The 24,912-nt window shown below is 36.5% G+C and carries 22 protein-coding genes; 12 read left to right on the forward strand and 10 right to left on the reverse strand.

Annotation, left to right across the window (positions count from 1 at the left end; translation table 11 throughout):
- Positions 1 to 12: 12 nt before the first annotated feature.
- Positions 13 to 645, reverse strand: a complete 633-nt coding sequence (locus tag I600_RS07235; RefSeq protein WP_058103785.1) for a 7-carboxy-7-deazaguanine synthase QueE — start codon at positions 643 to 645, stop codon at positions 13 to 15.
- A 170-nt stretch (positions 646 to 815) separates the two neighbouring features.
- Here I600_RS07235 and I600_RS07240 point away from each other — a divergent pair, with 170 nt between their 5' ends.
- The 5 genes from I600_RS07240 (at position 816) to I600_RS07260 (ending at position 4,522) form a co-directional block, all read left to right on the forward strand.
- Positions 816 to 2,321 carry a helicase HerA-like domain-containing protein gene (locus tag I600_RS07240; RefSeq protein WP_058103786.1) on the forward strand — a complete coding sequence of 502 codons (1,506 nt, stop codon included), beginning with the start codon at positions 816 to 818 and terminating at the stop codon, positions 2,319 to 2,321.
- Between the two features lie 3 nt (positions 2,322 to 2,324).
- Entirely contained in the window at positions 2,325 to 2,879 is a 555-nt protein-coding gene (locus tag I600_RS07245; protein WP_058103787.1) for a hypothetical protein, read from the forward strand.
- 65 nt (positions 2,880 to 2,944) lie between these two features.
- Entirely contained in the window at positions 2,945 to 3,784 is an 840-nt protein-coding gene (locus I600_RS07250) for an alpha/beta fold hydrolase (protein WP_058103788.1), read from the forward strand.
- Positions 3,785 to 3,842: 58 nt separating this feature from the next.
- Positions 3,843 to 4,094, forward strand: coding sequence for a DUF7218 family protein (locus tag I600_RS07255; protein WP_058103789.1), 252 nt, complete (start codon positions 3,843 to 3,845; stop codon positions 4,092 to 4,094).
- Positions 4,095 to 4,096: 2 nt separating this feature from the next.
- The gene (locus tag I600_RS07260) at positions 4,097 to 4,522 is read left to right on the forward strand and encodes a VOC family protein (RefSeq protein ID WP_058103790.1); all 426 of its coding nucleotides are present in this window, start codon (positions 4,097 to 4,099) and stop codon (positions 4,520 to 4,522) included.
- 89 nt (positions 4,523 to 4,611) lie between these two features.
- Here I600_RS07260 and I600_RS07265 read toward each other — a convergent pair whose 3' ends face one another.
- The 3 genes from I600_RS07265 to I600_RS07275 all read right to left on the reverse strand — a co-directional run bounded on the left by I600_RS07265 (position 4,612) and on the right by I600_RS07275 (position 8,614).
- The gene (locus I600_RS07265; protein ID WP_058103791.1) at positions 4,612 to 5,583 is read right to left on the reverse strand and encodes an aldo/keto reductase; all 972 of its coding nucleotides are present in this window, start codon (positions 5,581 to 5,583) and stop codon (positions 4,612 to 4,614) included.
- A 139-nt stretch (positions 5,584 to 5,722) separates the two neighbouring features.
- Positions 5,723 to 7,453, reverse strand: coding sequence for an alpha/beta hydrolase-fold protein (locus I600_RS07270; RefSeq protein WP_058103792.1), 1,731 nt, complete (start codon positions 7,451 to 7,453; stop codon positions 5,723 to 5,725).
- A 108-nt stretch (positions 7,454 to 7,561) separates the two neighbouring features.
- Positions 7,562 to 8,614, reverse strand: coding sequence for a sensor histidine kinase (locus I600_RS07275; protein WP_058103793.1), 1,053 nt, complete (start codon positions 8,612 to 8,614; stop codon positions 7,562 to 7,564).
- Between the two features lie 213 nt (positions 8,615 to 8,827).
- Here I600_RS07275 and I600_RS07280 point away from each other — a divergent pair, with 213 nt between their 5' ends.
- Entirely contained in the window at positions 8,828 to 8,974 is a 147-nt protein-coding gene (locus I600_RS07280) for a hypothetical protein (RefSeq protein WP_156894565.1), read from the forward strand.
- 51 nt (positions 8,975 to 9,025) lie between these two features.
- Here the strand turns inward: I600_RS07280 and I600_RS07285 are convergent, their stop codons facing one another.
- From I600_RS07285 to I600_RS07295, 3 genes are all read right to left on the reverse strand, one after another.
- Complete coding sequence (locus tag I600_RS07285; RefSeq protein WP_058103795.1) at positions 9,026 to 9,910, reverse strand: bifunctional 5,10-methylenetetrahydrofolate dehydrogenase/5,10-methenyltetrahydrofolate cyclohydrolase; 885 nt, start codon at positions 9,908 to 9,910, stop codon at positions 9,026 to 9,028.
- A 33-nt stretch (positions 9,911 to 9,943) separates the two neighbouring features.
- A complete protein-coding gene (gene ffh, locus I600_RS07290) occupies positions 9,944 to 11,281 on the reverse strand; it encodes a signal recognition particle protein (protein WP_058103796.1) in 1,338 nt (445 codons plus the stop codon).
- 234 nt (positions 11,282 to 11,515) lie between these two features.
- Positions 11,516 to 13,288, reverse strand: a complete 1,773-nt coding sequence (locus I600_RS07295) for a hypothetical protein (RefSeq protein ID WP_245188858.1) — start codon at positions 13,286 to 13,288, stop codon at positions 11,516 to 11,518.
- A gap of 105 nt (positions 13,289 to 13,393) precedes the next feature.
- On the opposite strand from I600_RS07295, the gene I600_RS07300 reads away from it, so the two are divergent.
- The 3 genes from I600_RS07300 (at position 13,394) to I600_RS07310 (ending at position 17,499) form a co-directional block, all read left to right on the forward strand.
- On the forward strand, positions 13,394 to 13,906 hold the full coding sequence (locus tag I600_RS07300) for an RNA polymerase sigma factor (protein ID WP_058104315.1): 513 nt from the start codon (positions 13,394 to 13,396) through the stop codon (positions 13,904 to 13,906).
- A gap of 181 nt (positions 13,907 to 14,087) precedes the next feature.
- A complete protein-coding gene (locus I600_RS07305; RefSeq protein ID WP_058103797.1) occupies positions 14,088 to 14,999 on the forward strand; it encodes a FecR family protein in 912 nt (303 codons plus the stop codon).
- Positions 14,980 to 17,499, forward strand: coding sequence for a TonB-dependent receptor (locus tag I600_RS07310; protein WP_058103798.1), 2,520 nt, complete (start codon positions 14,980 to 14,982; stop codon positions 17,497 to 17,499). Before I600_RS07305 ends, I600_RS07310 begins: the two co-directional genes overlap by 20 nt.
- A 2-nt stretch (positions 17,500 to 17,501) precedes the next feature.
- Here I600_RS07310 and argS read toward each other — a convergent pair whose 3' ends face one another.
- Positions 17,502 to 19,283, reverse strand: coding sequence for an arginine--tRNA ligase (argS, locus tag I600_RS07315; RefSeq protein ID WP_058103799.1), 1,782 nt, complete (start codon positions 19,281 to 19,283; stop codon positions 17,502 to 17,504).
- Between the two features lie 113 nt (positions 19,284 to 19,396).
- Between argS and I600_RS07320 the strand changes: the two genes are divergently transcribed.
- The 3 genes from I600_RS07320 (at position 19,397) to I600_RS07330 (ending at position 22,236) form a co-directional block, all read left to right on the forward strand.
- Positions 19,397 to 19,822, forward strand: coding sequence for a hypothetical protein (locus tag I600_RS07320; RefSeq protein WP_058103800.1), 426 nt, complete (start codon positions 19,397 to 19,399; stop codon positions 19,820 to 19,822).
- On the forward strand, positions 19,819 to 21,252 hold the full coding sequence (locus I600_RS07325; protein WP_058103801.1) for an SDR family oxidoreductase: 1,434 nt from the start codon (positions 19,819 to 19,821) through the stop codon (positions 21,250 to 21,252). The genes I600_RS07320 and I600_RS07325 overlap by 4 nt, the downstream gene beginning before the upstream one ends.
- Before the next feature lie 117 nt (positions 21,253 to 21,369).
- The gene (locus I600_RS07330) at positions 21,370 to 22,236 is read left to right on the forward strand and encodes a lysophospholipid acyltransferase family protein (RefSeq protein ID WP_058103802.1); all 867 of its coding nucleotides are present in this window, start codon (positions 21,370 to 21,372) and stop codon (positions 22,234 to 22,236) included.
- Here I600_RS07330 and I600_RS07335 read toward each other — a convergent pair.
- Both I600_RS07335 and I600_RS07340 read right to left on the reverse strand, forming a co-directional pair.
- The gene (locus I600_RS07335) at positions 22,233 to 24,413 is read right to left on the reverse strand and encodes a xanthine dehydrogenase family protein molybdopterin-binding subunit (RefSeq protein WP_058103803.1); all 2,181 of its coding nucleotides are present in this window, start codon (positions 24,411 to 24,413) and stop codon (positions 22,233 to 22,235) included. The genes I600_RS07330 and I600_RS07335 overlap by 4 nt on opposite strands.
- Complete coding sequence (locus I600_RS07340) at positions 24,414 to 24,908, reverse strand: (2Fe-2S)-binding protein (protein WP_058103804.1); 495 nt, start codon at positions 24,906 to 24,908, stop codon at positions 24,414 to 24,416. It abuts the gene before it with no gap.
- Between the last annotated feature and the right edge of the window lie 4 nt (positions 24,909 to 24,912).

Here is a 24,912-nt window from a genome sequence, read left to right on the forward strand (position 1 = left end):
GCAAAAAATCAGTTAAGGAATATTAAGGTATTTATGGGTCTGTAAAGACACTTTCCATTTAGGATTGTTCATTACATAATCTACAATCATTGGAACCACCTTGTCTCTAACACTCCATTCGGGCTGTAAGTACAAAATACAATTTGCATTGGTTTTGGCTGCTTGCTCCTCGGCAAAAATTAAATCGTGTTTGTTATAGACAATTACTTTAAGCTCATGCGCTTCGTCATAGATACGACCTTCCGGTAATTTATTTTTCTTTGGTGACAGGCAGATCCAATCCCACTCACCCGATAAGGTATATGCACCCGAAGTTTCAATATGGGTCTTTAGCCCCTTTTCCCTTAAGGCCTTGGTAATGGGGTTCATATCCCACATTAATGGCTCTCCTCCGGTAATGACAATGGTATCTGAATATTTGGCAGCATTATCCACAATATGCTCAATGGCCGTAGGCGGATGTGTTTCTGCATTCCAGCTTTCTTTCACATCACACCAATGGCAGCCTACATCGCATCCGCCAACACGAATAAAATAAGCTGCAGTTCCCTTATGGAATCCTTCACCCTGTATGGTATAAAACTCTTCCATTAAGGGTAAATACACCCCTTTATTCACTTTCTCCAGTACCTCCTCATTTTTCATTCGGCAAAGATACGCTTTAGTTCACAATTTATATAAGAAGAACATGATGGTTAATTCTGCCTTAGACTAGTACTATAGGCGCGTACAATGTTAAAAAGTAGTGATATTTAAGGGTGATGTTGTTTTTTGGTTTGGTGAAAAATGCCCTATTTTTATCGAAAATATAGAAAATGGCCGGTACCGAAGATTTTTTTGACCATATAGAAAAAGGATATGCCACAAAGGGCGATTATATAAATATGGGCGCTGCCATGTTAAATGGTGAAGCCGTAAAAAATGCCTTCGTAAAAATACCTTTAAAAACCTTGAATAGGCACGGGCTTATTGCCGGAGCTACCGGTACAGGAAAAACAAAAACATTACAGGTTTTGGCAGAAAATTTATCTGACAAGGGTATTCCGGTAATGTTGATGGACCTTAAAGGTGATTTAAGTGGATTGGCACAACCTAGTCCCGGTCATGCAAAAATAGACGAGCGCCATGAAAAAATAGGCTTCCCTTTTGAGTCCAATAGTTTTCCCGTAGAAATACTTTCGTTATCAGAGCAAGATGGCGTAAAATTGAGAGCCACAGTTTCCGAATTTGGTCCTGTGCTGTTATCAAGAATACTAGACCTTTCCGAAACGCAATCTGGTATTGTGTCCGTGGTATTCAAATATTGCGATGACCAAAAAATGCCCCTATTGGACCTAAAAGATTTTAAAAAGGTATTACAATACGCAACGGGTACTGGCAAAGCAGAATTCACCAAGGAATATGGTAGAATATCCACAAGCTCTACCGGTGCAATTCTTAGAAAAATCATTGAGCTGGAACAGCAAGGTGCTGAATTGTTCTTTGGTGAAAAATCTTTTGATGTAAACGACCTTACCCGAATAGATGATGAAGGACGAGGCTATATCAATATTTTACGACTGACCGATATTCAAGATAGACCTAAGCTTTTCTCTACTTTTATGTTGAGCTTACTTGCAGAAATCTACGATACCTTCCCTGAACAAGGTGATAGTGACAAACCAGAATTAATTTTGTTCATAGATGAAGCCCACCTTATTTTCAAGGAAGCTTCAAAAGCACTGTTAGATCAAATAGAGAGTATTGTAAAACTAATTCGTTCAAAAGGAATAGGTTTATATTTTGTAACCCAAAACCCTACAGATGTACCAAATGATGTCTTATCTCAATTAGGGCTAAAAGTTCAGCATGCGTTAAGAGCGTTTACCGCCAGGGACAGAAAGGCTATCAAGCTAACGGCAGAGAACTACCCGGAATCTGACCATTACGATACTAAAGAAGTGTTGACTTCCCTTGGTATAGGCGAAGCATTAATTTCAGCTTTAGATGAAAAAGGTAGACCTACCCCACTTGCCGCAACCTTACTACGTGCACCAATGAGCCGTATGGATGTTTTAACAAAAAAAGAATTGGACGAAGTAGTCAACAGCTCTTCATTGGTTAAGAAATACGGTGAAATAATCGATAGGGAAAGTGCCTATGAAATTTTGAACGAAAAAATTGAAACTGCCGAAAAGTTAGCAGTAAAAGAAAAAAGTAAACCGGCTGCGCGCAAGACCACCAAAAGAGCCAGTACCAGACAGAACCCCGTAATAAAGGTGTTAACCAGCGCTACGTTTATAAGAGGTGTACTTGGAGTATTAAAAAAAGTGATGAGATAACCTATGAAGTTTAGATATACCCTTATATTGATTATTTGTTGCATACTAGCAACTAGTTGTGCCGATCAACAGAATAATGATTTTAAAATTACCGGCAACCAAGTTGGCAAATTATCAAAAGAAAGCTTGGCAAGAGATATAGAGTTAATTTTTGAAAAAGACTCTGTAGTTCAAGATACCGTTAAACTAAATTTTGGCAATGGCGCCAGTAAAATCAAAATCTATGAAAAAGGTGGGGCTTTGCTATTGACCTTAACACCTAATAACGATAGTATAGCCACTATACAAAACGTACTTGTTAACGATGAAAGATTTGAAACCGACAAGGGCATCTCTAAAATGAGCACATTTAAAGAGATTCGCGAAAACTATTCCATAAAAAAGATTATTACTTCTCTTAACAATGTAGTGGTATTGTTAAAAGACAATGACCTTTATTTTACCATAGATAAAAAAGAGTTGCCCGAAAGCCTTAGATATAATGCCAATAATAATATTGAGGAAGTACAAATACCTGATAACGCAAAAGTAAAATATATGATGATTGGCTGGGACTAACAGTATACCCTACAAATAAACAGTGATTACCACATCAATACTTACTAATTTCAAAAAACTCATAGGTGCCCTTATTTCTTCAAAAACTTATTCCTAAACTATACGGTCTATACTTTAATATTCTAGTTTGGTTTGCTCCAAAGAAAACTGCCTACAAAGCTTTTACGGTATTTGCAACCGTACGAAAAGGCAGGGTCTTGCCAAATCAAAAACAATACTTGGACAATGCCAAATTAGAAGTCGTTACCACGGGTGATCACAAAATACAAGTTTATAACTGGCCTGGAAATAATGAAACAGTATTATTGGTACATGGCTGGGAAAGCAATACATGGCGATGGCATAAACTTATTGAAAAACTACAAAAGGAAAATTACAATATCATTGCATTTGATGCCCCTGCACATGGATATTCTACAGGGAAAATACTTCATGCCCCATTATACGCTGAATTTGTACAGGTCATGTTACAAAAATACAAGCCCACAATTGCTATAGGGCATTCTATGGGAGGTATGACCATTTTGTACAATGAGTATCAAAATCCAAATTTAGTTTTAGAAAAAATGGTAACCATAGGTTCACCTTCTGAATTTCATGAAATACTAACGCATTACAAAAACCTTCTTGGTCTAAACAGTAAGGTCGTTAACGCTCTCAAAAAATTTGTACATAAAAAATTCAATTTTACAACAGATGAATTTTCAAGTGCCAAATTTGTTGAGAACAATACTAAAAAAGGATTGCTCTTTCATGATCGATTTGATAAAATTGCACCTTACCATGCATCTGTTGATGTACATAAACATTGGAAAGGGAGTGAATTTATAAGCACTGAGGGATTTGGACACTCCATGCACCAAGATGAGGTCAACGACAAAATAATTTCCTTTTTAGCGGAGTAATTTCTTGTTGTATACAGCACGTTCACAGACCATTAATTATTTATTTTTAAAATAAAAAATGGCAAAATCAAATAACATACCGCAAATTAAAAACGAAGAGCAATATGAAGCATTGGTAGACAAGGGCTATAGCAAGGAAAAAGCAGCTAGAATCGCCAATACTGAAAATGCGGGCAAAAAAGGTGGTAAAGCATCTACTTATGAAGACAGAACAAAAGATGAGCTTTACGAACAAGCGAAGAAAATTGGTATTGAAGGACGTTCTAAAATGAATAAAAAAGAGTTAATTTCAGCATTAAGAAACAACTGAATATGCAAAACGTTACACCTTTTCACATTGCCATTCCTGTACACAACTTAGCGGAATGTAGAACTTTTTACAGAGAAATATTGAATTGCGAAGAAGGCCGTAGTAGCGACCACTGGGTGGATTTTAATTTATTCGGACATCAATTGGTGATACACTACAAGCCTAAATCTGAAACCGAAACCGTACATCACAACCCTGTTGACGGTCATGATGTACCCGTACCGCATTACGGAGTTGTTTTACCTTGGGATACATTTCAAAGCTTTTCAGAAGAGCTAAAATCCAAAGGTGTACAATTCGTCATAGAGCCTTATGTGCGTTTTGCAGGTAAAACAGGAGAGCAAGCTACCATGTTTTTTTATGACCCAGCGGGTAATGCTTTGGAATTTAAAGCTTTTAAAGATATGGGACAGTTGTTTGCGAAGTGATTTAACAGCATAACAATATTTAGAAAGCCATCAACTATATATTATGTTGATGGCTTTCTAGATGTAGCGAATATCTATTAAAAAAATAACTACTGCGACCAAGAAGTAGGCACTCTATCCCAACGGTGCTTTTTCAATTCTTCGTACAATTCGTTAGATAACAATTTGCCATCACTAGTGGCCGTATTCGCCAAAACATTGCGTTGTTTACGCATACCGGGTATGGTAGTACCAACATTATCGTTCATTAGTATAAAACGCAATGCCATTTCTGCCATGGTCATACCTTCAGGAATTAGCGGTCTTAAAGCATCGGCATGCTCTACCGAAGAAATTAAATTCTCAGGCACGAAGTAGGTACCACGCCAATCCCCTTCAGGGAACGTAGTTTCCTTCGTCATAGTTCCTGTCAAAGTTCCTTCATCAAAAGGTACGCGTGCAATGGTTGCGATATCCAACGCTTTACAAAGTGGAAATAAATTATCTACTGGCGCTTGATCGAATATGTTATAAATGACCTGAACGGCATCTAACATTCCTGTTTTTAAGGCTTTTATTCCATTTTCCGGTTCCCAACGATTCATACTAATGCCCATTGCAGCAACTTTACCTGAAGTTTTTAAATCTTCAATAGCACGTTGCCATTCTTCTCTGTTGCTCCAACCGTCATCCCAGGTATGAAATTGCATAAGGTCTATTTGCTCCAACCCTAAATTCTTTAAAGTCTTATGGGTGTATTCCATAATATGCTCCGTAGGATAAGATTCCTCAAAAGCATATTCTGGCTTTGCTGGCCACTGAAAATTTTTAGGTGGAATTTTACTAGCCGTGTATAATTTCTTGGAAGGGTGTCTTTTTACCAACTCGCCCAACAGCTCCTCACTATGACCTTCTCCGTATCCCCAAGCGGTATCAAAGAAATTGACGCCGTTTTCAACTGCCAAATCCAACGATTTTGCAGATTGCGCGTCATCACTTGCCGTCCAACCGGCCATTCCCCACATTCCGTATCCAACTTCGCTTACTTGCCAATCTGTTCTTCCGAATCTTCTGTATTTCATCACATTTTATGCTCTAATTATTATATACACATTAAATAGCGACAAGCATCTTTGTATACTTAAACGCTTCTCGATACTAATTTTTCGTGCCTCAAAATTCACTCGAAGTGACATCCTTATTTTGACTGCACAACTAGCATTACTTATACCTCCAACTTGTTAAATCGGCATCTTTTGGAGCACTTTTCTCAATACGCTCCATAATCTTTGGCACATACATACTATTGTAACGTAGGCGTGTTATGGCATTAGGTTGATCAGGATCACCGTTCCAGCAATGTTCATCACGGTCGCCGTATTTTACTTCGCCTTCATAATAAGGATCTGTTGTATTTTCAAGAAAATCCTCCATTAGGTAGACAGCATTATTTAAGTAGTAATTATCCATATCACCACAATAAATATGAATTTTCCCTTTTAAGTTATCGCCCAGTTTATCCCAATCACGCTCAAGAATATGTCTTAGATCAAAATTCTCTTTCCAATACTCGGCAACCTCATGGTCAATATCTCCTGTCATTTTATCCCAAATTCTTTCAGGATAGCCATCTTTACCCTGTGGGGAATAAGTTGCTTCCCAAATATCCCATTGTTGCCCTGACCTAGATTTATCCCCCAACACCAATTCTAAGTGATTTCCCTGTCGTAAGGTAGATTGAATTTGCCCTAAGTAATTTCTATGTGAGGGCACTTCTAATTTTTTATGCGCGCTTGGATAATAATATGCATTTTCATCTTCATAAATATTGGTCAAGGTATACGCCCTAAAATCTATAGGGTCGGGGCATGCCGCAAAACACCCATTATACTCTTCCGGATATTTGACCTGTACCGCTAAAGCTTCCCAACCGCCGGTAGAGCCGCCGTAAAGAAAACGAGACCACCCCTCTCCCATGCCCCTGAACTGTTTTTCAATTTCAGGAATAAGTTCATAGGTAATAGCATCTCCATAAGGACCTTGACTAGCAGAATTTACTGCATATGAATCATCATAATATGGGGTTGGGTGTTGAATTTCAATAATTAAAAAGCGGGGAAAATCGGGCTCGTTCCATCGTTTGTAAAAATCGTAGGCTTCTTGCTGTTGAATAATATTATACCCTTCTAAACTAAAACGCTCAGAATACTCTGGCTTTAAATTAGGGTCTGGTGGTGTAGTTCTAAATCCGCCAAAATCCGAAGGAAAATGACCGTGAAAAACCATCAGTGGGTACTTGGCCTCCGGATGCTCGTTAAATCCCTTAGGCAACAATACATGAGCTCCTAAATAGATATCCCTCCCCCAAAACTCGGATAATTTTTCAGATTTCACCTTTATATGCTTGATCCACTCGGTATCTTTTGGTTCTTCAATGGGCGGAATCACCTGATCTAGTTCTACAGACACATTCTCAAACCCGTTGCTAGCAACCCTTATCTTAAAAGGCTTGCTATATAAATTACCTGGTGATTTATTCCATTGTTGTCCCTCGCCATTATCCATAGGCAACTTTACGGTATGGCCGGTAGAAAGGTTAAACGTTTCATACACATTAAGAAGTGCCTGCACATTATACTCCCCTGGCGGTACATCTTTTAAACTTTCATAAGGGTAACCAAACACAGATTCATCAAAGGTCAAAATAGAATCTTGAACCCAATTCTCTACATTCATACCGAAAATGAGTTGAGTATTAAGTCCGTCATTAATTTGAAATCGAGGTTCATCACTATCATCAGACGATAACATTAGCAATAAACGACCATCTACAGATTCTTGACCAATATCATTACTAAAAGATACTTGTATAGTTTGAACAGGCTCTACAACCTTTTCACAACTTATAAAAAGACCTAATACCAATGCTACTGCTATTACTTGTTTTATCATGGCAAATAAATTTACATGCTTAAAGATAATTAATGAAACCACTCAAGTGGATATTCAGAAACATTATTATGCCATATTTACCAAGATAATAATACCGGATAGTAAAAATTATTGCGTAGGAAAAACAATGGTAAACAAAGCCCCTTTATTTAGCTCGCTATCTACCGTGATCGTACCGCCTAGACTATTAATTTGATTATGTATTAAATAAAGACCTATGCCTTTGCCATCTTGTTCGGTATTAAAACGTTCATTTAAACCAAAAATCTTGCTGCCATTTTTAATCATATCAAAGCCTTGACCGTAATCTTTGAAATATTGAACTATCTTACCATCTACAAATTCCGTTTTAATTTCAATTCTTGGTGCTTCACCAGGAATAGTATACTTAATAGCATTGGTAATTAAGTTTAAGAAGATACTTTCCATATAAGAATTATCGAACAAAACACTTTTGCAAAGTGTAAAATCATAAGAAATTGAGGTTTTAGAATTCTTGATAATCGAACTTAATACGTTTTGGGTTTTGGCAAGTACATGATCAAAATAAATCTCCGTTAATGTGTTTAGCCCTTTACGTGCATTTTCAATTAATTTTAAATAATTCTCCAAAGACTCTTTCACCCCCTTGGCGGAAATCTCCATGTATCTCAAAATCTGCAGCGTATCATCATCTAGGACATTGTAATCTAGAACATCAAAAAGGGAAATTAAGTTATTTAATGGCGCCCTTAAATCATGTGAAGTAGTATAATTTAGCCTTACCAGATCATCGTTGACCGTTTTCATTTTTGCAAATTCAAGAATTCTAGCATTCTTTAAATTCATTTCATGGGTAATGTCCTTGGCTATAGCATAAACAAGTTTTTCACTATCTACCGGTACTGCGCTCCAAGATAACCAGACCACACCGCCGCTCTTGGTCACATACCTATTTTGAAAACTGATTAATTTTTTGTTTTCGTGCAAGCTAGCCCTTGTCTGTTGCGTTACCTCTTTATCCTCTTCAAAGACAAAATCATTAATTTTTCTGGACATTAATTCTTCTTTATCATACCCTAGTAGTTTGATAAATGCCGGATTTACATCTTCAAAGTATCCATCATAATTAGCTATACAAAGCATATCTATGGATGCATCAAAAAAATGGTTCAATTTCATAGTCTAGAAGTGTAAAAAAGAAGCCTAAGCGATTGCTAATCACCTAAACCTCTGCTAAACATAGACAAATATCTGTCAGCCTAATAAATACTTATGAAAATTTAACAACCTAACGATCTCTTATGCATTAATTATTTGGGTTTGAAAACATACCATATTAAAGATAAGAACGTTTTAGTTAAACATTGGGTGTTAACATTAAACGTAGTTGTTATGAAAAAAGTAATTTACGCGATTATATTAAGTTGTTCTATAACCATCATGGCAAGCTGCGATTATGATGACAGCAACGATATTGATATTTTAACCCCAAATGACACTACAGAAACCGGAGCAGTGATTAAAAAACTACCTGCATAAAAAAAGCCCTGCGATTGTTCCGCAAGGCTGATTTCATCATTTTATTAGATACTAGTTTCTACTTCTATGTCTCTCACGAGCCAGTAAAGTGTTTTTCAACAACATGGCAATCGTCATAGGACCAACCCCACCTGGTACAGGTGTAATATATGATGCTTTTTTACTAACGTTTTCAAAATCAACATCACCGGTTATATAGTATCCTTTTTCTTTTGTATCATCTGGAACTCTTGTAATACCTACGTCTATAACTACGGCATCATCTTTTACCATTTCCGCCTTTAAAAAATTAGGTACACCTAGAGCTGAAATTACAATATCCGCTTGAGAAATAATCTGGGTAATATTTTTAGTGTGACTATGAGTTAAGGTCACTGTAGAGTTACCGGGCCAACCTTTTCTACCCATTAAAATACTCATTGGTCTACCTACAATATGACTACGACCAATAACTACGGTATGCTTACCCTTGGTATCAACTTTATAACGCTCCAATAATTCTAGAATACCAAATGGTGTTGCGGGTATGAACGTACTCATATCCAAAGCCATTTTACCGAAGTTGGTAGGGTGAAATCCGTCAACATCCTTATCTGGATCAACGGCCATAATTACCTTTTGGGTATCTATTTGTTCCGGTAAAGGCAATTGAACAATAAAACCATCGATATCATCATCAACGTTCAATTCCTTGATCTTGTTCAATAATTCTTGTTCAGAAGTGGTACTGGGCATTTGAATTAACGTTGATTCAAAACCAATACGCTCACAAGAACGCACTTTACTACCCACATAGGTTAAACTGGCACCGTCACTACCAACAATTATTGCCGCTAAATGTGGTACTTTTTCACCACGCTCTTTCATCTTGGCAACCTCAGCCTTGATTTCTTCCTTTATTTGATTGGATACTTTTTTACCATCCAATAATTCCATATCCGTCTCTTTTTTAGTTGTGTTGTTCGCTTATTATTTCATTCCTTTCATGGCGCCCATCATCTGCATCATCTTTTTACCGCCACCGCCTTGCATCATTTTCATCATCTTGCTCATTTGATCAAATTGCTTTAACAATTGATTGATCTCTTGAACTTCCCTACCGGAACCTTTTGCAATACGTTTTTTTCTACTGGCATTTAATTTAGACGGTGTAGAACGTTCATCTGGTGTCATTGAATATATGATCGCCTCAATATGTTTAAAGGCATCATCATCAATATCCAAACCTTTAAGGGCTTTACCTGCACCAGGTATCATCCCCATAAGGTCTTTCATATTACCCATTTTCTTGATTTGCTGAATTTGGCTCAGGAAATCATCGAAACCGAATTTATTCTTTGCAATTTTCTTTTGGATCTTTCGAGCCTCTTCTTCATCGAACTGTTCTTGAGCTCTTTCTACAAGTGATATTACATCACCCATACCCAAAATACGGTCCGCCATACGTGATGGATGAAAAACATCAATTGCTTCCATCTTCTCACCAGTACCAATAAACTTAATTGGTTTATCAACTACGGACTTAATGGATATAGCCGCACCACCACGGGTATCACCATCTAATTTTGTTAATATAACCCCATCAAAGTTCAAGATATCGTTGAAAGCTTTTGCCGTATTCACAGCATCTTGCCCTGTCATAGAATCTACAACGAACAATGTTTCTTGAGGTTCAATGGCTTTATGTATGTCAGATATCTCTGCCATCATTTTATCATCTACCGCCAAACGACCTGCGGTATCGATTATAACAACATTGTTACCGTCCGCTTTTGCCTTTGCAATACCAGCTTTTGCGATAGCTACAGGATCGGTATTATCCCTATCCGAATATACCGGAACCCCTATTTGCTCACCTACTACATGCAATTGATCTATTGCCGCCGGGCGATACACATCACAGGCCACCAATAATGGGTTCTTTGATTTTTTGGTCTTAAGAAAATTTGCAAGCTTTCCAGAAAACGTAGTTTTACCAGAACCCTGCAAACCGGACATTAATATTACCGACGGTTTACCCGATAAATTTATACCCTCTGACTCACCACCCATTAACTGGGTAAGTTCATCTTTAACAATTTTCACCATTAACTGACCTGGTTGTAAGGTCGTTAATACGTTTTGCCCCAATGCCTTCTCTTTAACCCTATTGGTAAATTCCTTGGCAATTTTAAAGTTTACATCGGCATCTAATAAGGCACGGCGTACTTCTTTGGTAGTCTCCGCAACATTTATTTCTGTAATTTGACCATGACCTTTTAGTACATGTAAAGCCTTATCTAGCTTATCGCTTAAATTATCGAACATTCTTTTCTTTTTTAAGGGGCTACAAATTTAATAATATCAATGCTAATTCGGTAGCAAGTACCACAAAATATACAAAACAAAAAGAGCACCCATACTAAAATGGATGCTCTTAACTTAGTTGTGGGGCAAAAAAGGAATTACATTTTCAAAAATTCCCAAAATAAAACCTCCATCAATACCGCCAACGAGGCCCAACTCTTTACTGTTGACGGTATATTTCTGGATGTTTTAATCTTACTCTCTTTCTAAGACCAGTTGATCATAAAAACCTGTCTCATTTTCATGCTTCAACTCAATCCTAGTTTCCTCGATCTCAAGAATTTGATAATCATTTGCCAATGGCAAGTAATTACTGCCTGTTTCAAAAGAAATAATCATTTCAAGTTTACCGGTAAAGGCGTTTCTATACACAAACCAGTTTCCAGTACTGAAAACGTCTCCGTTTAGGTCTCTTACCTCTAAGGTACCATCATTCTCCATATATAACTTTACATCTGCATAAAGTGCTGTGGACTCATCGTTATTTTCTGCGAAGTAAGCTACCTCCCAAGCAGCATTATCAAAAATGTTCTTAATGAAAGTGATATCTTCTTCCACATCGTCATCCACCAAACATTTTTTAACGATGACCAATTCATAAAAAGTTTCTTCAACGTTGAACTTAATTATTCGGTCTTTTAAATCTGTTAACAACCATTCAAAACTCACGGCACCTTCATCACCCATAGTAATGGCAACCACAAAACGACCTTCCGCATTTGTAGTAATTTCCCAAGTACCCTCAGTAACGGTTGCATTGTTGGTCAACGTAATTACACCTTCCGCTTGAAATTCAAATTCACCACCTAGTAACCTATTGATATGATCTCCGTTATTTTTAACTCTTTTAATAACCCAAGAACAATCTCTTAAAGTCTCTCTAAGATCTTCAACCGTTATTTCCAGCAAGTCTTCCTCACAGAATTGTTTCATTATAATTCTGTTACCGGCATCATTATATAACTTAATTTGATCATCACCTAAGTCATATACCGTCCACTCTAAATTAAAATCAGTATTAGACTCAAAATCAATGGTTAATTTAGCGCCATCATCGCCCACCGTACTGCTCCAAGTACCTTCTACCGTTGTAGCTCCTCTAAAACCGGTTACTACGGTACCATCTTCTTTAAAGTTTAATATATAATTTACATATTGAGGCGTCTGATCTACATCGTTTCGTATAAAATCTGTTACGAACCAAACACATTCAACAAGTTCTTCTTTAAACTCATCTTCATCAAAGTCATCGTCATTGTAATCATCATCGTCGTCTTCATCACAATCGTCTTTTGCATTTTCAATAGCAATAGCCAATTCTTGATTGCTTTCAACAACAATGGTTGTTTCATCATGTAACTTAAGTGTCACAGGAAAATCAAAACTTACCAAACTATCGTCATCCAAATCTTTAAAGAACAAACGTAACTCACGATCACTAGATACTTCTACGGTATTTGTTTGTTCTAAGTTGACATTAAAAGTGAACATGGTCATTGGATACACAAAATCTATACATTCTATATCATCATCGTCGCCACCTTCTTTACAGTCGGCCGCTAAATCACGTAGATCTTCTAAACCATTAATTGTGATCTCGGTAAAATCACCTGATGTTACCGTAATAGGAAAAATGATGTCCAATAGATTTTCATCATCGTCTATACTATCGAATATATCTTCTATTTGTTCTATATCTTCCTCAGAATCAATAGTCAATTGAATTCCGTTTACCTCAACAGCGTACGGAAAATTGATTTCAAAGCAACTGGTACCATCTACAATATTATCACCAGAACCATCATTAGAACTGGTACGTTGTATTAAATCTGCAGTGGAAGAACTTGCGGTTATTGCTTGTGGCTCTTCACCCGTATTGATTTCTTCAAATTCATCTTGACATGCAGTAAAACTAAGTGCAATAGTTAGTAGGCTAACATACATTGCATAATTAAAAATCTTTTTCATAATGACTTGGTATTGTTTGTTATTATGTTTCTAAAACAACCGACTTAAAAAATACCCTACCTTCTTTTTTGTTTTTTTCGGATATCTTTGATAAAAAGTTATGAATTGAACACTGAAAAACATTTGAACGTTTGCGAAGAGTTAGTGTATAAGAGCGTTTTTAATGAAACGTCTAAAACCATCTTCAATTATATTTATTACAAATTTGGCAATGAAGAAAAAGCTCATGATGCCGTTCAAGAGGCATTTGTGAAACTTTGGGAAAATTGTGCTAAAGTTGCCCCAGAAAAAGCAAAATCTTACCTATACACGGTAGCCAATAATTTATACTTGAATGTTATTAAAGCCGAAAAAGTACGATTAAAGTACGCAGACCAAACCTTAAAGACTACTAATGAATCTCCGGAGTTCATCATGGAGGAGAATCAATTTAAGGAAAAATTGGACAACGCGTTGAACAGCTTACCAGACAATCAACGCACTACTTTTTTATTGAATAGAATAGACGGTAAAAAATATGCGGAAATTGCCGAAATGGAAAAAGTGAGCGTAAAGGCAATCGAAAAAAGAATGCACTTGGCTCTAAAAAGTTTAAGGGAGCAGATAGATGGGATATAAGTTAGGAGTTAGGAAAAAAAATAGTATTAAGTAAGGAGTATAAAGTATTAAGTGAAAATTTAAAATAATAGACAAAGTACTTCGTACTTATTACTTATTACTTAGTACTTAGTACTTGATACGTAACATAAAAGTAGGGTTTTCAAAAACTTAGTTGTTATACTAAAACAAAGCTAAAAATATGCAAGACAATTACTTAGCAAAATGGCTTAATGATGAACTGACCGATGCCGAGTTGGCAGAGTTCAAGAAATCTGAAGCATACGAAACATATAGAAAAATAAAGGAGTCCGCATCAAAATTAGAATCACCTGAATTTGATAAAGAAAAAGCATGGAATACTATTGAACAACGTAAAACTACAGAAACACCTAAAGTTTTTGTTTTAACTCCGTTCAAGACATTTCTACGTGTTGCTGCGGTCATTGCGGTATTATTGGCCGGGTCTTTCTTTTACCTTAGTACTTTGAACAAGTCTTTTACGACAACATATGCAGAAAACAAATTCATAACCCTACCAGATAATTCTGAGGTTATTTTGAATGCAGCCTCTGAACTATCTTTTAACGAAAAAAAATGGGACTCTAACAGAAACGTAGACCTTGATGGCGAAGCGTATTTTAAAGTTGCCAAGGGAGAAAAATTTACTGTTCATACCTCCCAAGGTCTGGTTACCGTTTTAGGCACCCAGTTCAATGTAGAAAATAGAAAAGATTATTTTGAAGTAACCTGTTTTGAGGGTTTGGTTAGCGTTACCATTAATGGCAATGAAACAAAATTACCTGCAGGCAATTCGATTTTGACAATTGCCGGTAATAGCAGAAAATCTAAAGCTACCGTAAATGGCGAACCTTCATGGTTGTCAAAGGAGAGTTCTTTTCAAAGTATACCGTTACATTATGTTTTAGATGAACTTCAAAGACAATATGATATTGAGATTAGCACAGAACATATTGATACCACTCAACTTTTTACGGGTACTTTTAGCAACAAAAATCTAGAACTTGCCCTTCAAAGTATAAGTGTTCCTTTACAAATTAAGTTTAACTTAGATGGGAACAAAGTGCTGTTCTATGCAGAAGAAGCACCTTAAAACTCTTTCTTATTTATTTTTTGTGCTGATATTCGGCTTAAATAGCTATGCACAGAATTTACCAAAAAAATTGGTGCAATTGCGCAATGTGCTTACTGAACTAGAAAAGACCTATGATGTAAAATTCTCTTTTGCCGACAGTGATGTTGATACCGTACAAATACCGCCACCTGATTCTAATTCACTTGAAGCCATCATAAAAGAAATTAACAATACAACTGGGATCACCATTAATAAGCTTAATGATCGCTATTATACCTTAACCAAAGCCACCACTGTTTCTATATGCGGTTTTGTTTTCGATAATTTCGAAGAGAATACCATACCTGGTGCCACTATTGAAATTTATGGGACCAACTTATCTGGTATCACAAAAGAAAATGGCTCGTTCAGTTTTGATAATGTTCCTATTAATGCAATAATTCAGATCAAACATTTAGGTTACAAACCTACTTTCTTAAAAGCAAAAGAATTCATTAACCCTGTAGAATGCAACATTGTTGCCTTGCCGCTGAGTTACCAAGAGTTAGATGAAGTCATTGTGACACAATTTTTGACTACAGGTTTACAGAAGCTTGACAACTCCAGTATTGAACTTAATCCATCAAAATTTGGCATTCTACCAGGTGTTAGTGAACCAGATATTTTACAAACGGTACAGGCTTTACCAGGTATTAAAAGTGTTGATGAAACTGTTTCAGATATTAATATAAGAGGAGGCACCAATGACCAGAACCTTATTCTGTGGGACGGGATAAAAATGTATCAAACCGGACATTTCTTTGGCTTAATATCTGCATTCAACCCTTATGTTACAGAAAATGTAACGATCATAAAAAATGGAACCTCAGCCATATTTAGTGATGGCGTAAGTGGCACCTTGAGTATGACATCTATGGGAAAATTACCTTTAAATTTCAATGGCGGAGCTGGTATAAATTTAATCTCGGGTGATGCTTTTGGTGAATTTCCAATTAGTAAAAAATCAGCATTACAAGTTTCTGCCCGTAGATCATATACCGATTTTCTCAACACTCCAACCTACACTATCTTCTCAGAAAAAGCCTTTCAAGATTCAGAAGTAAATCAAGAGAGTGAATTTTATTTTTATGATTTCACCACCAAATTCATCTATGAAATAAACCCATACCACAAGGTGAGCACCAGTATGATTACCATGAGTAATAATCTAAACTATTTTGAATCGGTTGAAAACAGCACTGCACCAAACCGAAGTAATCTAAATCAAGATAATTTTTCAATTGGTAGTGAATTACAAAGCGAATGGACAGGTAATCTTACATCACAATTAAGTGCCTATTACACTCAATATGATCTGGATGCCCTATCTATATCAAACAATGACGCACAACGACTAATCCAAAATAATTTAGTAAAAGAATCTAACATAAAACTTGTAACCAATTACCTATTAAGACAAAATCTCAAATGGACAAACGGTTATGAATTTACCGAAACGGGAATTGAAAACACTACAAATGTTAATCAGCCTCCATTTGCAAGTAACATAAAAGGGGTTATCCGTAAACATGGTATATTCACTGAAATAAACTATAGTTCAAAAGATGAGAGACTTAACGGATTCATTGGTGGTCGTTTGAACTATATAGAAAACCTAGATACGTTTCAAGAATTCATTTTTGAACCTCGCATAAATATCAGTTATAAGCTACTACCGAATTTTAAAACGGAAATATTAGGGGAATACAAAAGTCAGGTTACCAATCAGATCATAGATTTAGAACAAAACTTTTTAGGTATTGAAAAAAGAAGGTGGATTTTATCTGATGGCGATGCGCTGCCCATTACAAGAAGTAAACAGGGGTCTATTGGTTTCAATTATGATATCAATAAATTATATGTGGGCATAGATGCTTTTTACAAGGAAGTAAATGGTATCAACGTATACACACAAGGTTTTCAAAATCAGAATCAATTTAATGGTGAAATTGGATCTTATACAGTTAAAGGAGCTGAATTTCTGATCAACACCAAGAATAACGATTATAGTGCTTGGCTTAGTTACACCTTCAACAAAAACGACTACACCTTCAATGTTTTAGATCCTGCAACATTTCCCAACAATTTAGATGTTAGACACGCTATTACACTTGCAGGAAACTACACCGTTGGTAATTTAAAAATAGGAATGGGCATTAATTACAAATCGGGAAAACCTTTTACCCGACCAGACGAAAACGACCCAATAAATCAAACCGTTTTTCCTGCCGAAATAAATTACGAAGAACCAAATAGCAGTAGATTATCAGAATACTTTAGGACAGATGCATCAGCAAATTACACCCTAAAACTTGATGATAAAATGAATATAGTCTTTGGAGTATCCGTATTAAATTTCACCAATAGACGCAATACATTAAACACCTATTACAGACTACAAGACGATAATACCATTGAAACTATTGAGCGTATCTCATTAGGTATAACCCCTAATGCCAGCGTACGAATCAATTTTTAAAATTACATACGCTCAGGAACCTCTATACCTAATAATTTGAATGCATCTTGTATAACCTGGGCAACCTTTTTAGATAATTGAACTCGTAATACTTTCTTAGCTTCATCTACCTCTCCCAATATGGAAACCTGTTGATAGAAAGAATTAAATTCCTTTACCAGATCATAGGTGAAATTAGCAATCAATGCCGGACTAAAATTATCTGCAGCCAATTGAATGGTCTCTGGAAATAGTTGAAGCTGTTTGATCAATTCCTTTTCTTTTGAATGTAACTCAGAAACTTTGGCATCTTCAGAAATATTGATACCCATACTTTCTGCCTTTCTCAAAATAGATTGAATACGAGCATAGGTATACTGAATAAAAGGTCCTGTATTACCTTGAAAATCTACCGACTCTTCTGGGTCGAACAAGATTCTCTTTTTAGGATCTACTTTAAGAATATAGTACTTTAAAGCGCCCAAACCTATCATTTGGTAAAGCGTCTGCTTTTCTTCTTCGTTATAGTCCTCTAGCTTACCAAGTTCCTCAGAAATATTAGCAGCGGTCTGGGTCATATCGGCCATAAGATCATCGGCATCTACAACGGTGCCTTCCCTACTCTTCATTTTTCCACTAGGCAAATCTACCATACCATAACTTAAGTGATGCAGTTTTTTTGACCAAGAAAAACCAAGTTTTTGCAGAATTAAAAACAAAACCTTAAAGTGATAATCTTGCTCATTACCAACAGTATAAACCATACCATTAACATCTGGATGATCTTTAACACGTTGTATGGCGGTACCAATATCCTGGGTCATATAAACCGCAGTGCCATCTGAACGAAGAACAATTTTCTCATCCAATCCATCTTCGGTCAAATCAATCCAAACACTACCATCTTCTTTCTTAAAGAATATTCCTTTCTTTAATCCTTCCGCAACAACATCCTTACCTAAAAGGTAGGTATCACTTTCATAATATAGCGTATCAAAATCTACTCCTAAATTCTTATAGGTAACTTCAAAACCTTTATATACCCAACCGTTCATGGTTTTCCATAAGGTTACGGTTTCAGGATCACCAGCTTCCCATTTTAAAAGCATTTCTTGAGCTTCTAACAAAATAGGAGCTTCTTTTTCAGCAACCTTTTTATCAATTCCCTTAGCAACTAAATCCGCTATTTGTTCTTTATAAGCTTTATCAAAAGCCACATAGTAATTACCAACCAGCTTATCGCCTTTTAGTCCGGTTGATACGGGTGTCTCCCCATTTCCGAACTTTTGCCAAGCCACCATACTTTTACAGATATGAATACCACGGTCATTGATAATTTGAGTTTTATATACTTTTTTACCCGATGCCTTTAAAATTTCCGCAACGGAATATCCTAATAAGTTATTTCTAATATGCCCCAAGTGTAACGGCTTATTAGTGTTTGGCGAAGAGTACTCTACCATAACGGCATCATCCGACTCTTCCACATAACCATAATTGGGTATGGTTGAGATCGAGTTGAAAAAATTCAAGTAGAAAGAATCGTTTATAACAATGTTCAAGAATCCTTTAATCACATTAAAGCCGGCAACTTCATCTATGTGTTCTTCTAAATATGCACCAATTTGCTCCCCAATTTGCACTGGGTTTCCTTTCACTACACGTAACATTGGAAAAACCACAATAGTAATATCTCCCTCAAAATCCTTGCGGGTAGGTTGAAATTCCACATTTGGCAAATCCTTATCAAAAATAGATTTTACCGCTTCTTTTACTTTAACTGATAGTACCTCTTGAATATTCATCAAAACGTTTAATTAAGCCTGCAAAATTAATGATTTTTTATGCTTTAAGGGTAAACAGATGTGGCATTCATGCGGTATTTCGTTAACTTTAGTAAAACTGTACAAAAAATTGCATGCTGTTAAACGTATCATACAATAATAAAGCCGTCACTAAAAAAATTGAGGAAGAAGTAGGCAAGCCTTTTACCTTAAAAGAAAGATGGGCCATGAACGGCATTGGGTCGCCAAAACTGATCATTACGGAGACAAGCATTAAAATTAGAAATCTTCTCATATTAGACAGCAATAGGGATGTTTGTAATATAGAGATGAGGCCAAATGGAATTATTATAGGGTTTAGATCACTTTTAGAAACATATGCATTGATCATACCCTACTATAAACTATCTATATACAAAGGTCAAGCTTCGGTTTACTCCATTTACCGCGATCAATATTTTATAAAAGTGGCCTCTGATACCAAGGCGGTACAGAAATTCTTTAAAAAAATCATGGACTACAAAGCGGATAACGCGCCTACATCAATTGAAGATTTATGAAAATACTGCTCACAGGTGCCAATGGTTATATAGGCATGCGCTTACTACCGCAGCTCTTAGAAATGGGACATGAAATTGTTTGTGCGGTTCGTGATGAAAGCAGACTATCTGTAGACAAAGAAATTAGAAGTAATATTCAAATCATAGAGATTGATTTTTTAGAAGAACCTAAAGAAAATATTGTACCAAAGGATATAGACGCCGCGTACTTCCTTATACACTCCATGAGCTCATCTACCCAAGATTTTGATGACATGGAAGCAAAAACCGCCATTAACTTCAATAAGTACGTAAACAACACAAATATTAAGCAAGTTATTTATTTAAGCGGTATTGTCAATGATGAAAAACTCTCAAAACATTTACAATCACGCAAAAATGTGGAGGACATTCTGTATCAAGGAAAATATAATTTAACGGTTTTAAGGGCAGGTATCATTGTAGGATCAGGAAGTTCTTCTTTTGAAATTATACGTGACCTATGTGAAAAACTGCCCGTTATGATTACGCCAAAATGGGTGTTGACAAAAACGCAACCCATTGCCATAAGAGATGTTATAGCCTTTTTAACCGGAGTACTAGGACATGAAAAAACCTATAACGACTCATTTGATATAGCGGGTCCAAATGTACTTACCTATAAAGATATGTTGCATAAATATGCCGAAGTACGAGGATTCAAAAACTGGATTTGGACAGTACCTGTGATGACTCCAAAATTGTCATCCTATTGGCTCTATTTTGTAACCTCAACTTCATATAAATTAGCGTTGAACCTAGTGGACAGCATGAAAATTGAAGTCATAGCAAAAGACACAAGATTGCAAGAAATACTTGGTATTGAACCACATACCTACAAAGAGGCCATTGACCTTGCCTTTAAAAAGATAGAACAAAATTTAGTGATCAGCAGTTGGAAAGACAGTATGATCAGTGGTCGTTTTTTAGAAAACCTTGAAAAACATATTCAAGTTCCAAAATATGGCGTACTCAAAGATTACAAACAGATTAAGGTAAAAAATCCAGAAGAAGTCTTAGAACGTATTTGGAGAATTGGTGGCGAAACCGGTTGGTATTACGGAAATTGGCTATGGAAAATCAGGGGTTTTTTAGATAAGCTTTGGGGCGGCGTAGGATTACGAAGAGGAAGAACACACCCAGACAAAATATTCGCTGGAGACGCATTGGATTTCTGGAGAGTTCTATTGGCCGATAAAAACGCAAAAAGACTACTTTTGTTTGCAGAAATGAAGCTGCCCGGAGAGGCTTGGCTAGAGTTTAAGATTGACGAGAACAACATATTGCACCAAACCGCAACCTTTAGACCTAGAGGATTACGAGGCAGGTTATACTGGTACAGCATTGTACCCTTTCATTATTTTATTTTTGGCGGCATGATCAGTAATATTGCAAAAACGGACCACAACTAAATTCCACATGCTAAAGCGTTATTTTTTTATTTTTTAAGGTAATATTCATTTCAATTTTACGACTAGTATTGTACACCTATTTAAGCTGTATTGATCAATGCTTTTAATATTTTGAAGATGAAATATTTACGTTTTTTCCCTTTTTATGTATTGTCCATTCTACCTTTTTGGATATTATATATGATATCTGACATTACTTACTTTTTAACGTATTATATACTTGGCTACAGAAAAAAAGTAGTGTGTAAAAACTTGCATCTTGCTTTTCCCCACAAATCAGAGAAAGAAATAAACAGCATTGCAAAAAAATTCTACAAGCATTTTTGTGATATGTTCTTTGAATCAATAAAATTATTAACGATAAAACCAAGTGAGATTGAAAACAGATTTAAGATCAATAACCTATCCCAATTGACCGATCATCTTAAAAATAATGAAAATATAATGCTGTACACTGCACATCAAGGCAATTGGGAATGGCTTACTACGGTTCCTTTATTTCTAGAAGTAAACTGCAATACTTTATACAAACCCTTATCAAACACATATTTCAACGACTTATTCATTTTAATGCGAGAACGATTTAATGTGCATTGTATTCCAAGCAATAAAGGATACCGACACTTATTACACTTAAAAAACAATAACGTAGTCTCTATGAATTGTGTAATTGGAGATCAAAGTCCTTTAGGAAAATCCGGTAAATCCCAAACCCAATTTTTTAATCAGCAAACTTCTTTTTTTACTGGAGCCGCAAAAATTGCCAAAAAGACAGATTCCATAATATTCCTCCCTTATTTGAAGAAAATAAAGCGTGGCACGTATGAACTATTCTTTGAGACAATCGTTAATTCCGCATCTAATTTAGACGAACAAAATATTATAGAAACCTATGCCCATAAATTAGAAGAGGTCATACAAAAGTATCCAGAACTATATTTGTGGACCCACAAAAGGTGGAAAAGAGATGGTATTACCTATTAGCTCAGGTTATTTTTAGAAATTTTAAGGGGCAATTCGGTCAGCCTTTCTCCGGTCAATCTTCTAACCGCATTTGCTATAGCTGCACCAATTGGTCCTAATGGAGGTTCGCCCACTGCCCCCGGCGTATCTTTTCCTTGCAACAAAACTACATCTATTTCTTTTGGAGCATTTTTCATTAAAGCCATTTGATAAGGACCATAGATCGTAGGTGTTAATTCGCCATTTTCCACTTCCATTTTCTCGTACAAAACAGCACTCATACCCATAATTACAGAACCTTCACACTGAGCACGAATCTGATCAGGATTAACCGCTAACCCAGGGTCCATGGCCACAGTGACTTTATGCACAATTATTTCATTGCCAACCACTGAAACCTCAGCAACCTGTGCACAAGGCGTATTTGCATCTATAGAAGCTGCAAAACCCATAGCCCTACCATCAATAATATCTTCTGTATAATTCGCTTTTTCAGCTGCCGCCCGAATAACGTTTTTTAAACGAACATCAATGGCATCATCCCCAATTAGTGCCAACCTAAAATCTACTGCATTTTTCTTTGCCTTAATAGCCATTTCATCCATAAAACTCTCCATGGCAAAGGTATTCGCCAATAACCCAAGACTGCGCCACCAACTGGTCGCAAATGGTAAGGTAACATGCCAATGAACCGCCTTAAAATTTGGAACAGCCGTATATTGTATAAAACCACCACGTATAGCACCTACATCGGCACCTAAAAAATTAGTTAGTGCATTAGGAATTAAAGCAGAATCAGTTGCAACATCACCACTTACGAAATCATGTTCAAGAGCTTCTAAAAACCCTTCCGCATTCAGCTTACCCTTAATCACATGGTGCGTGGGAGGGCGGAACATATCATGCTGAAACTCTTCTTTTCTACTAAAAAAATATTTTACAGGTTTACCTACTGCTTTTGACATCAAAGCAGCTTGCACCGCATGTGGAGTATGTAATCTTCTACCAAAACCACCTCCTAAATAAGTAGGTATGATATTGACGTTTTCAACATCTATATCTAAACGTTTGGCAACCTCTTTTCTGGTAATACTTACCACTTGGGTTGAAATTTTAACGGTAGCCTTATCTCCTTCTACATAGGCAACAACTCCGTTTGGTTCAATTTGTGCGTGAGCACCGATCGGACTTCTAAACTCCAAAGTTTCAAAATCATCATCTTCGACCAGTGATTGACCGTTCTTTTGTATGACCATGGAATTACCATTACCAACGGTCATCATTCCTATAATATCTGCCGTGCTTAAATCCTCATAACTTTCCCAAACAACCTTAATAGCCTCTTTCGCATGTTCAGCTTCAATGATAGAATTTGCAATTACACCTACAAAATCATTTTCAACAATAATCTTAACGACACCGGGCATACCCTCTGCCTCTTTAATGTCCGCACTTACAAATGTTGCTCCTATTTTAGTTGGTCTTACCACCGCTCCATAGAGCATTCCCTGCATTTCTGCATCCATTCCAAAAATAGGATCTCCGTATACCTTAGCATCTAAATCCACTCTAGAAATAGGCTTACCAATATACTTGTAATCCTTAGCATCCTTTAAAACGGGAACATCTGGAATCTCCCAATCTACAACCCCCTCCGCAACTTGGGCGTAGGTCATTTTATCACCTCCACCAGAAATGATTCCTTTATCTATGGTAAGTTCTTCAACAATTATATTCATTTTGCGAGCAGCTTCATTTAAAAGCATTACCCGTAACATTGCAGCCAACTCTCTAAGCGGTTGCCACAATCCAGATATGGAAGTACTTCCGCCAGTAGCAAAGCTATCTACATTACCTGTCGCCGAAGCAGCGTGAACCACATGTATTTGCTCAATACCAACCATAAGTTCTTCCGCTGCCATTTGAGCAATACCCGTAAAAGTTCCTTGACCCATTTCCATTTTAGGAGAGTGTAATACTATTGTATTATCTGAATTTACCTCAAACCAAACCATAGGCTGGTCTGTATTGTCGGTATAAGGTGCTTCCAATGAATTTACCACACCTAAAATTTGTCGCCTTATCGGGTTTCTAAAGATGTAGGCACCAATGGCAACCACACCAATAGCACCTAGACCGCCCTTGATTAAAAATTTACGTCTAGATACTTTTTTTGAACCATTTTTTTTGTCAGACATTTACTTCTCCTCTTTAACTGATTCAATATCCATGTTTGCTTGCAACTTAGCTGCCTTATGTATTGCTTTTCGCATTCTATAATACGTACCGCAACGGCATACGTTAATAATATTATTATCGATATCTTCATCTGACGGATTGGGAACCTTATTTAAAAGTGCCGCCGTTGCCATCATAAAACCGGGTTGACAATAGCCACATTGAGGTACAATTTCTTCAATCCAAGCTTGCTGTACGGGGTGTGGACGATCTCTATTTCCTAAACCCTCTATGGTAGTTACATTTTTACCATTTGCAAATTTCACCGGATACGAACAAGAACGCACTGCCTCTCCATCTACATGTAATGTACATGCACCGCAAGCCGCTTTTCCACAGCCAAATTTTGTTCCTTTCAAATTTAACGTATCTCTTATGACCCAAAGCAATGGCGTATTATCATCTGCAATATCAATTGATCTTACAGCTCCGTTAACAGTTAAGGAAATTTTCATATAG

Origin of the sequence: Maribacter dokdonensis DSW-8 (genome assembly GCF_001447995.1) — a bacterium.
In the GTDB taxonomy this organism is placed as follows: Bacteria; Bacteroidota; Bacteroidia; order Flavobacteriales; family Flavobacteriaceae; genus Maribacter; species Maribacter dokdonensis.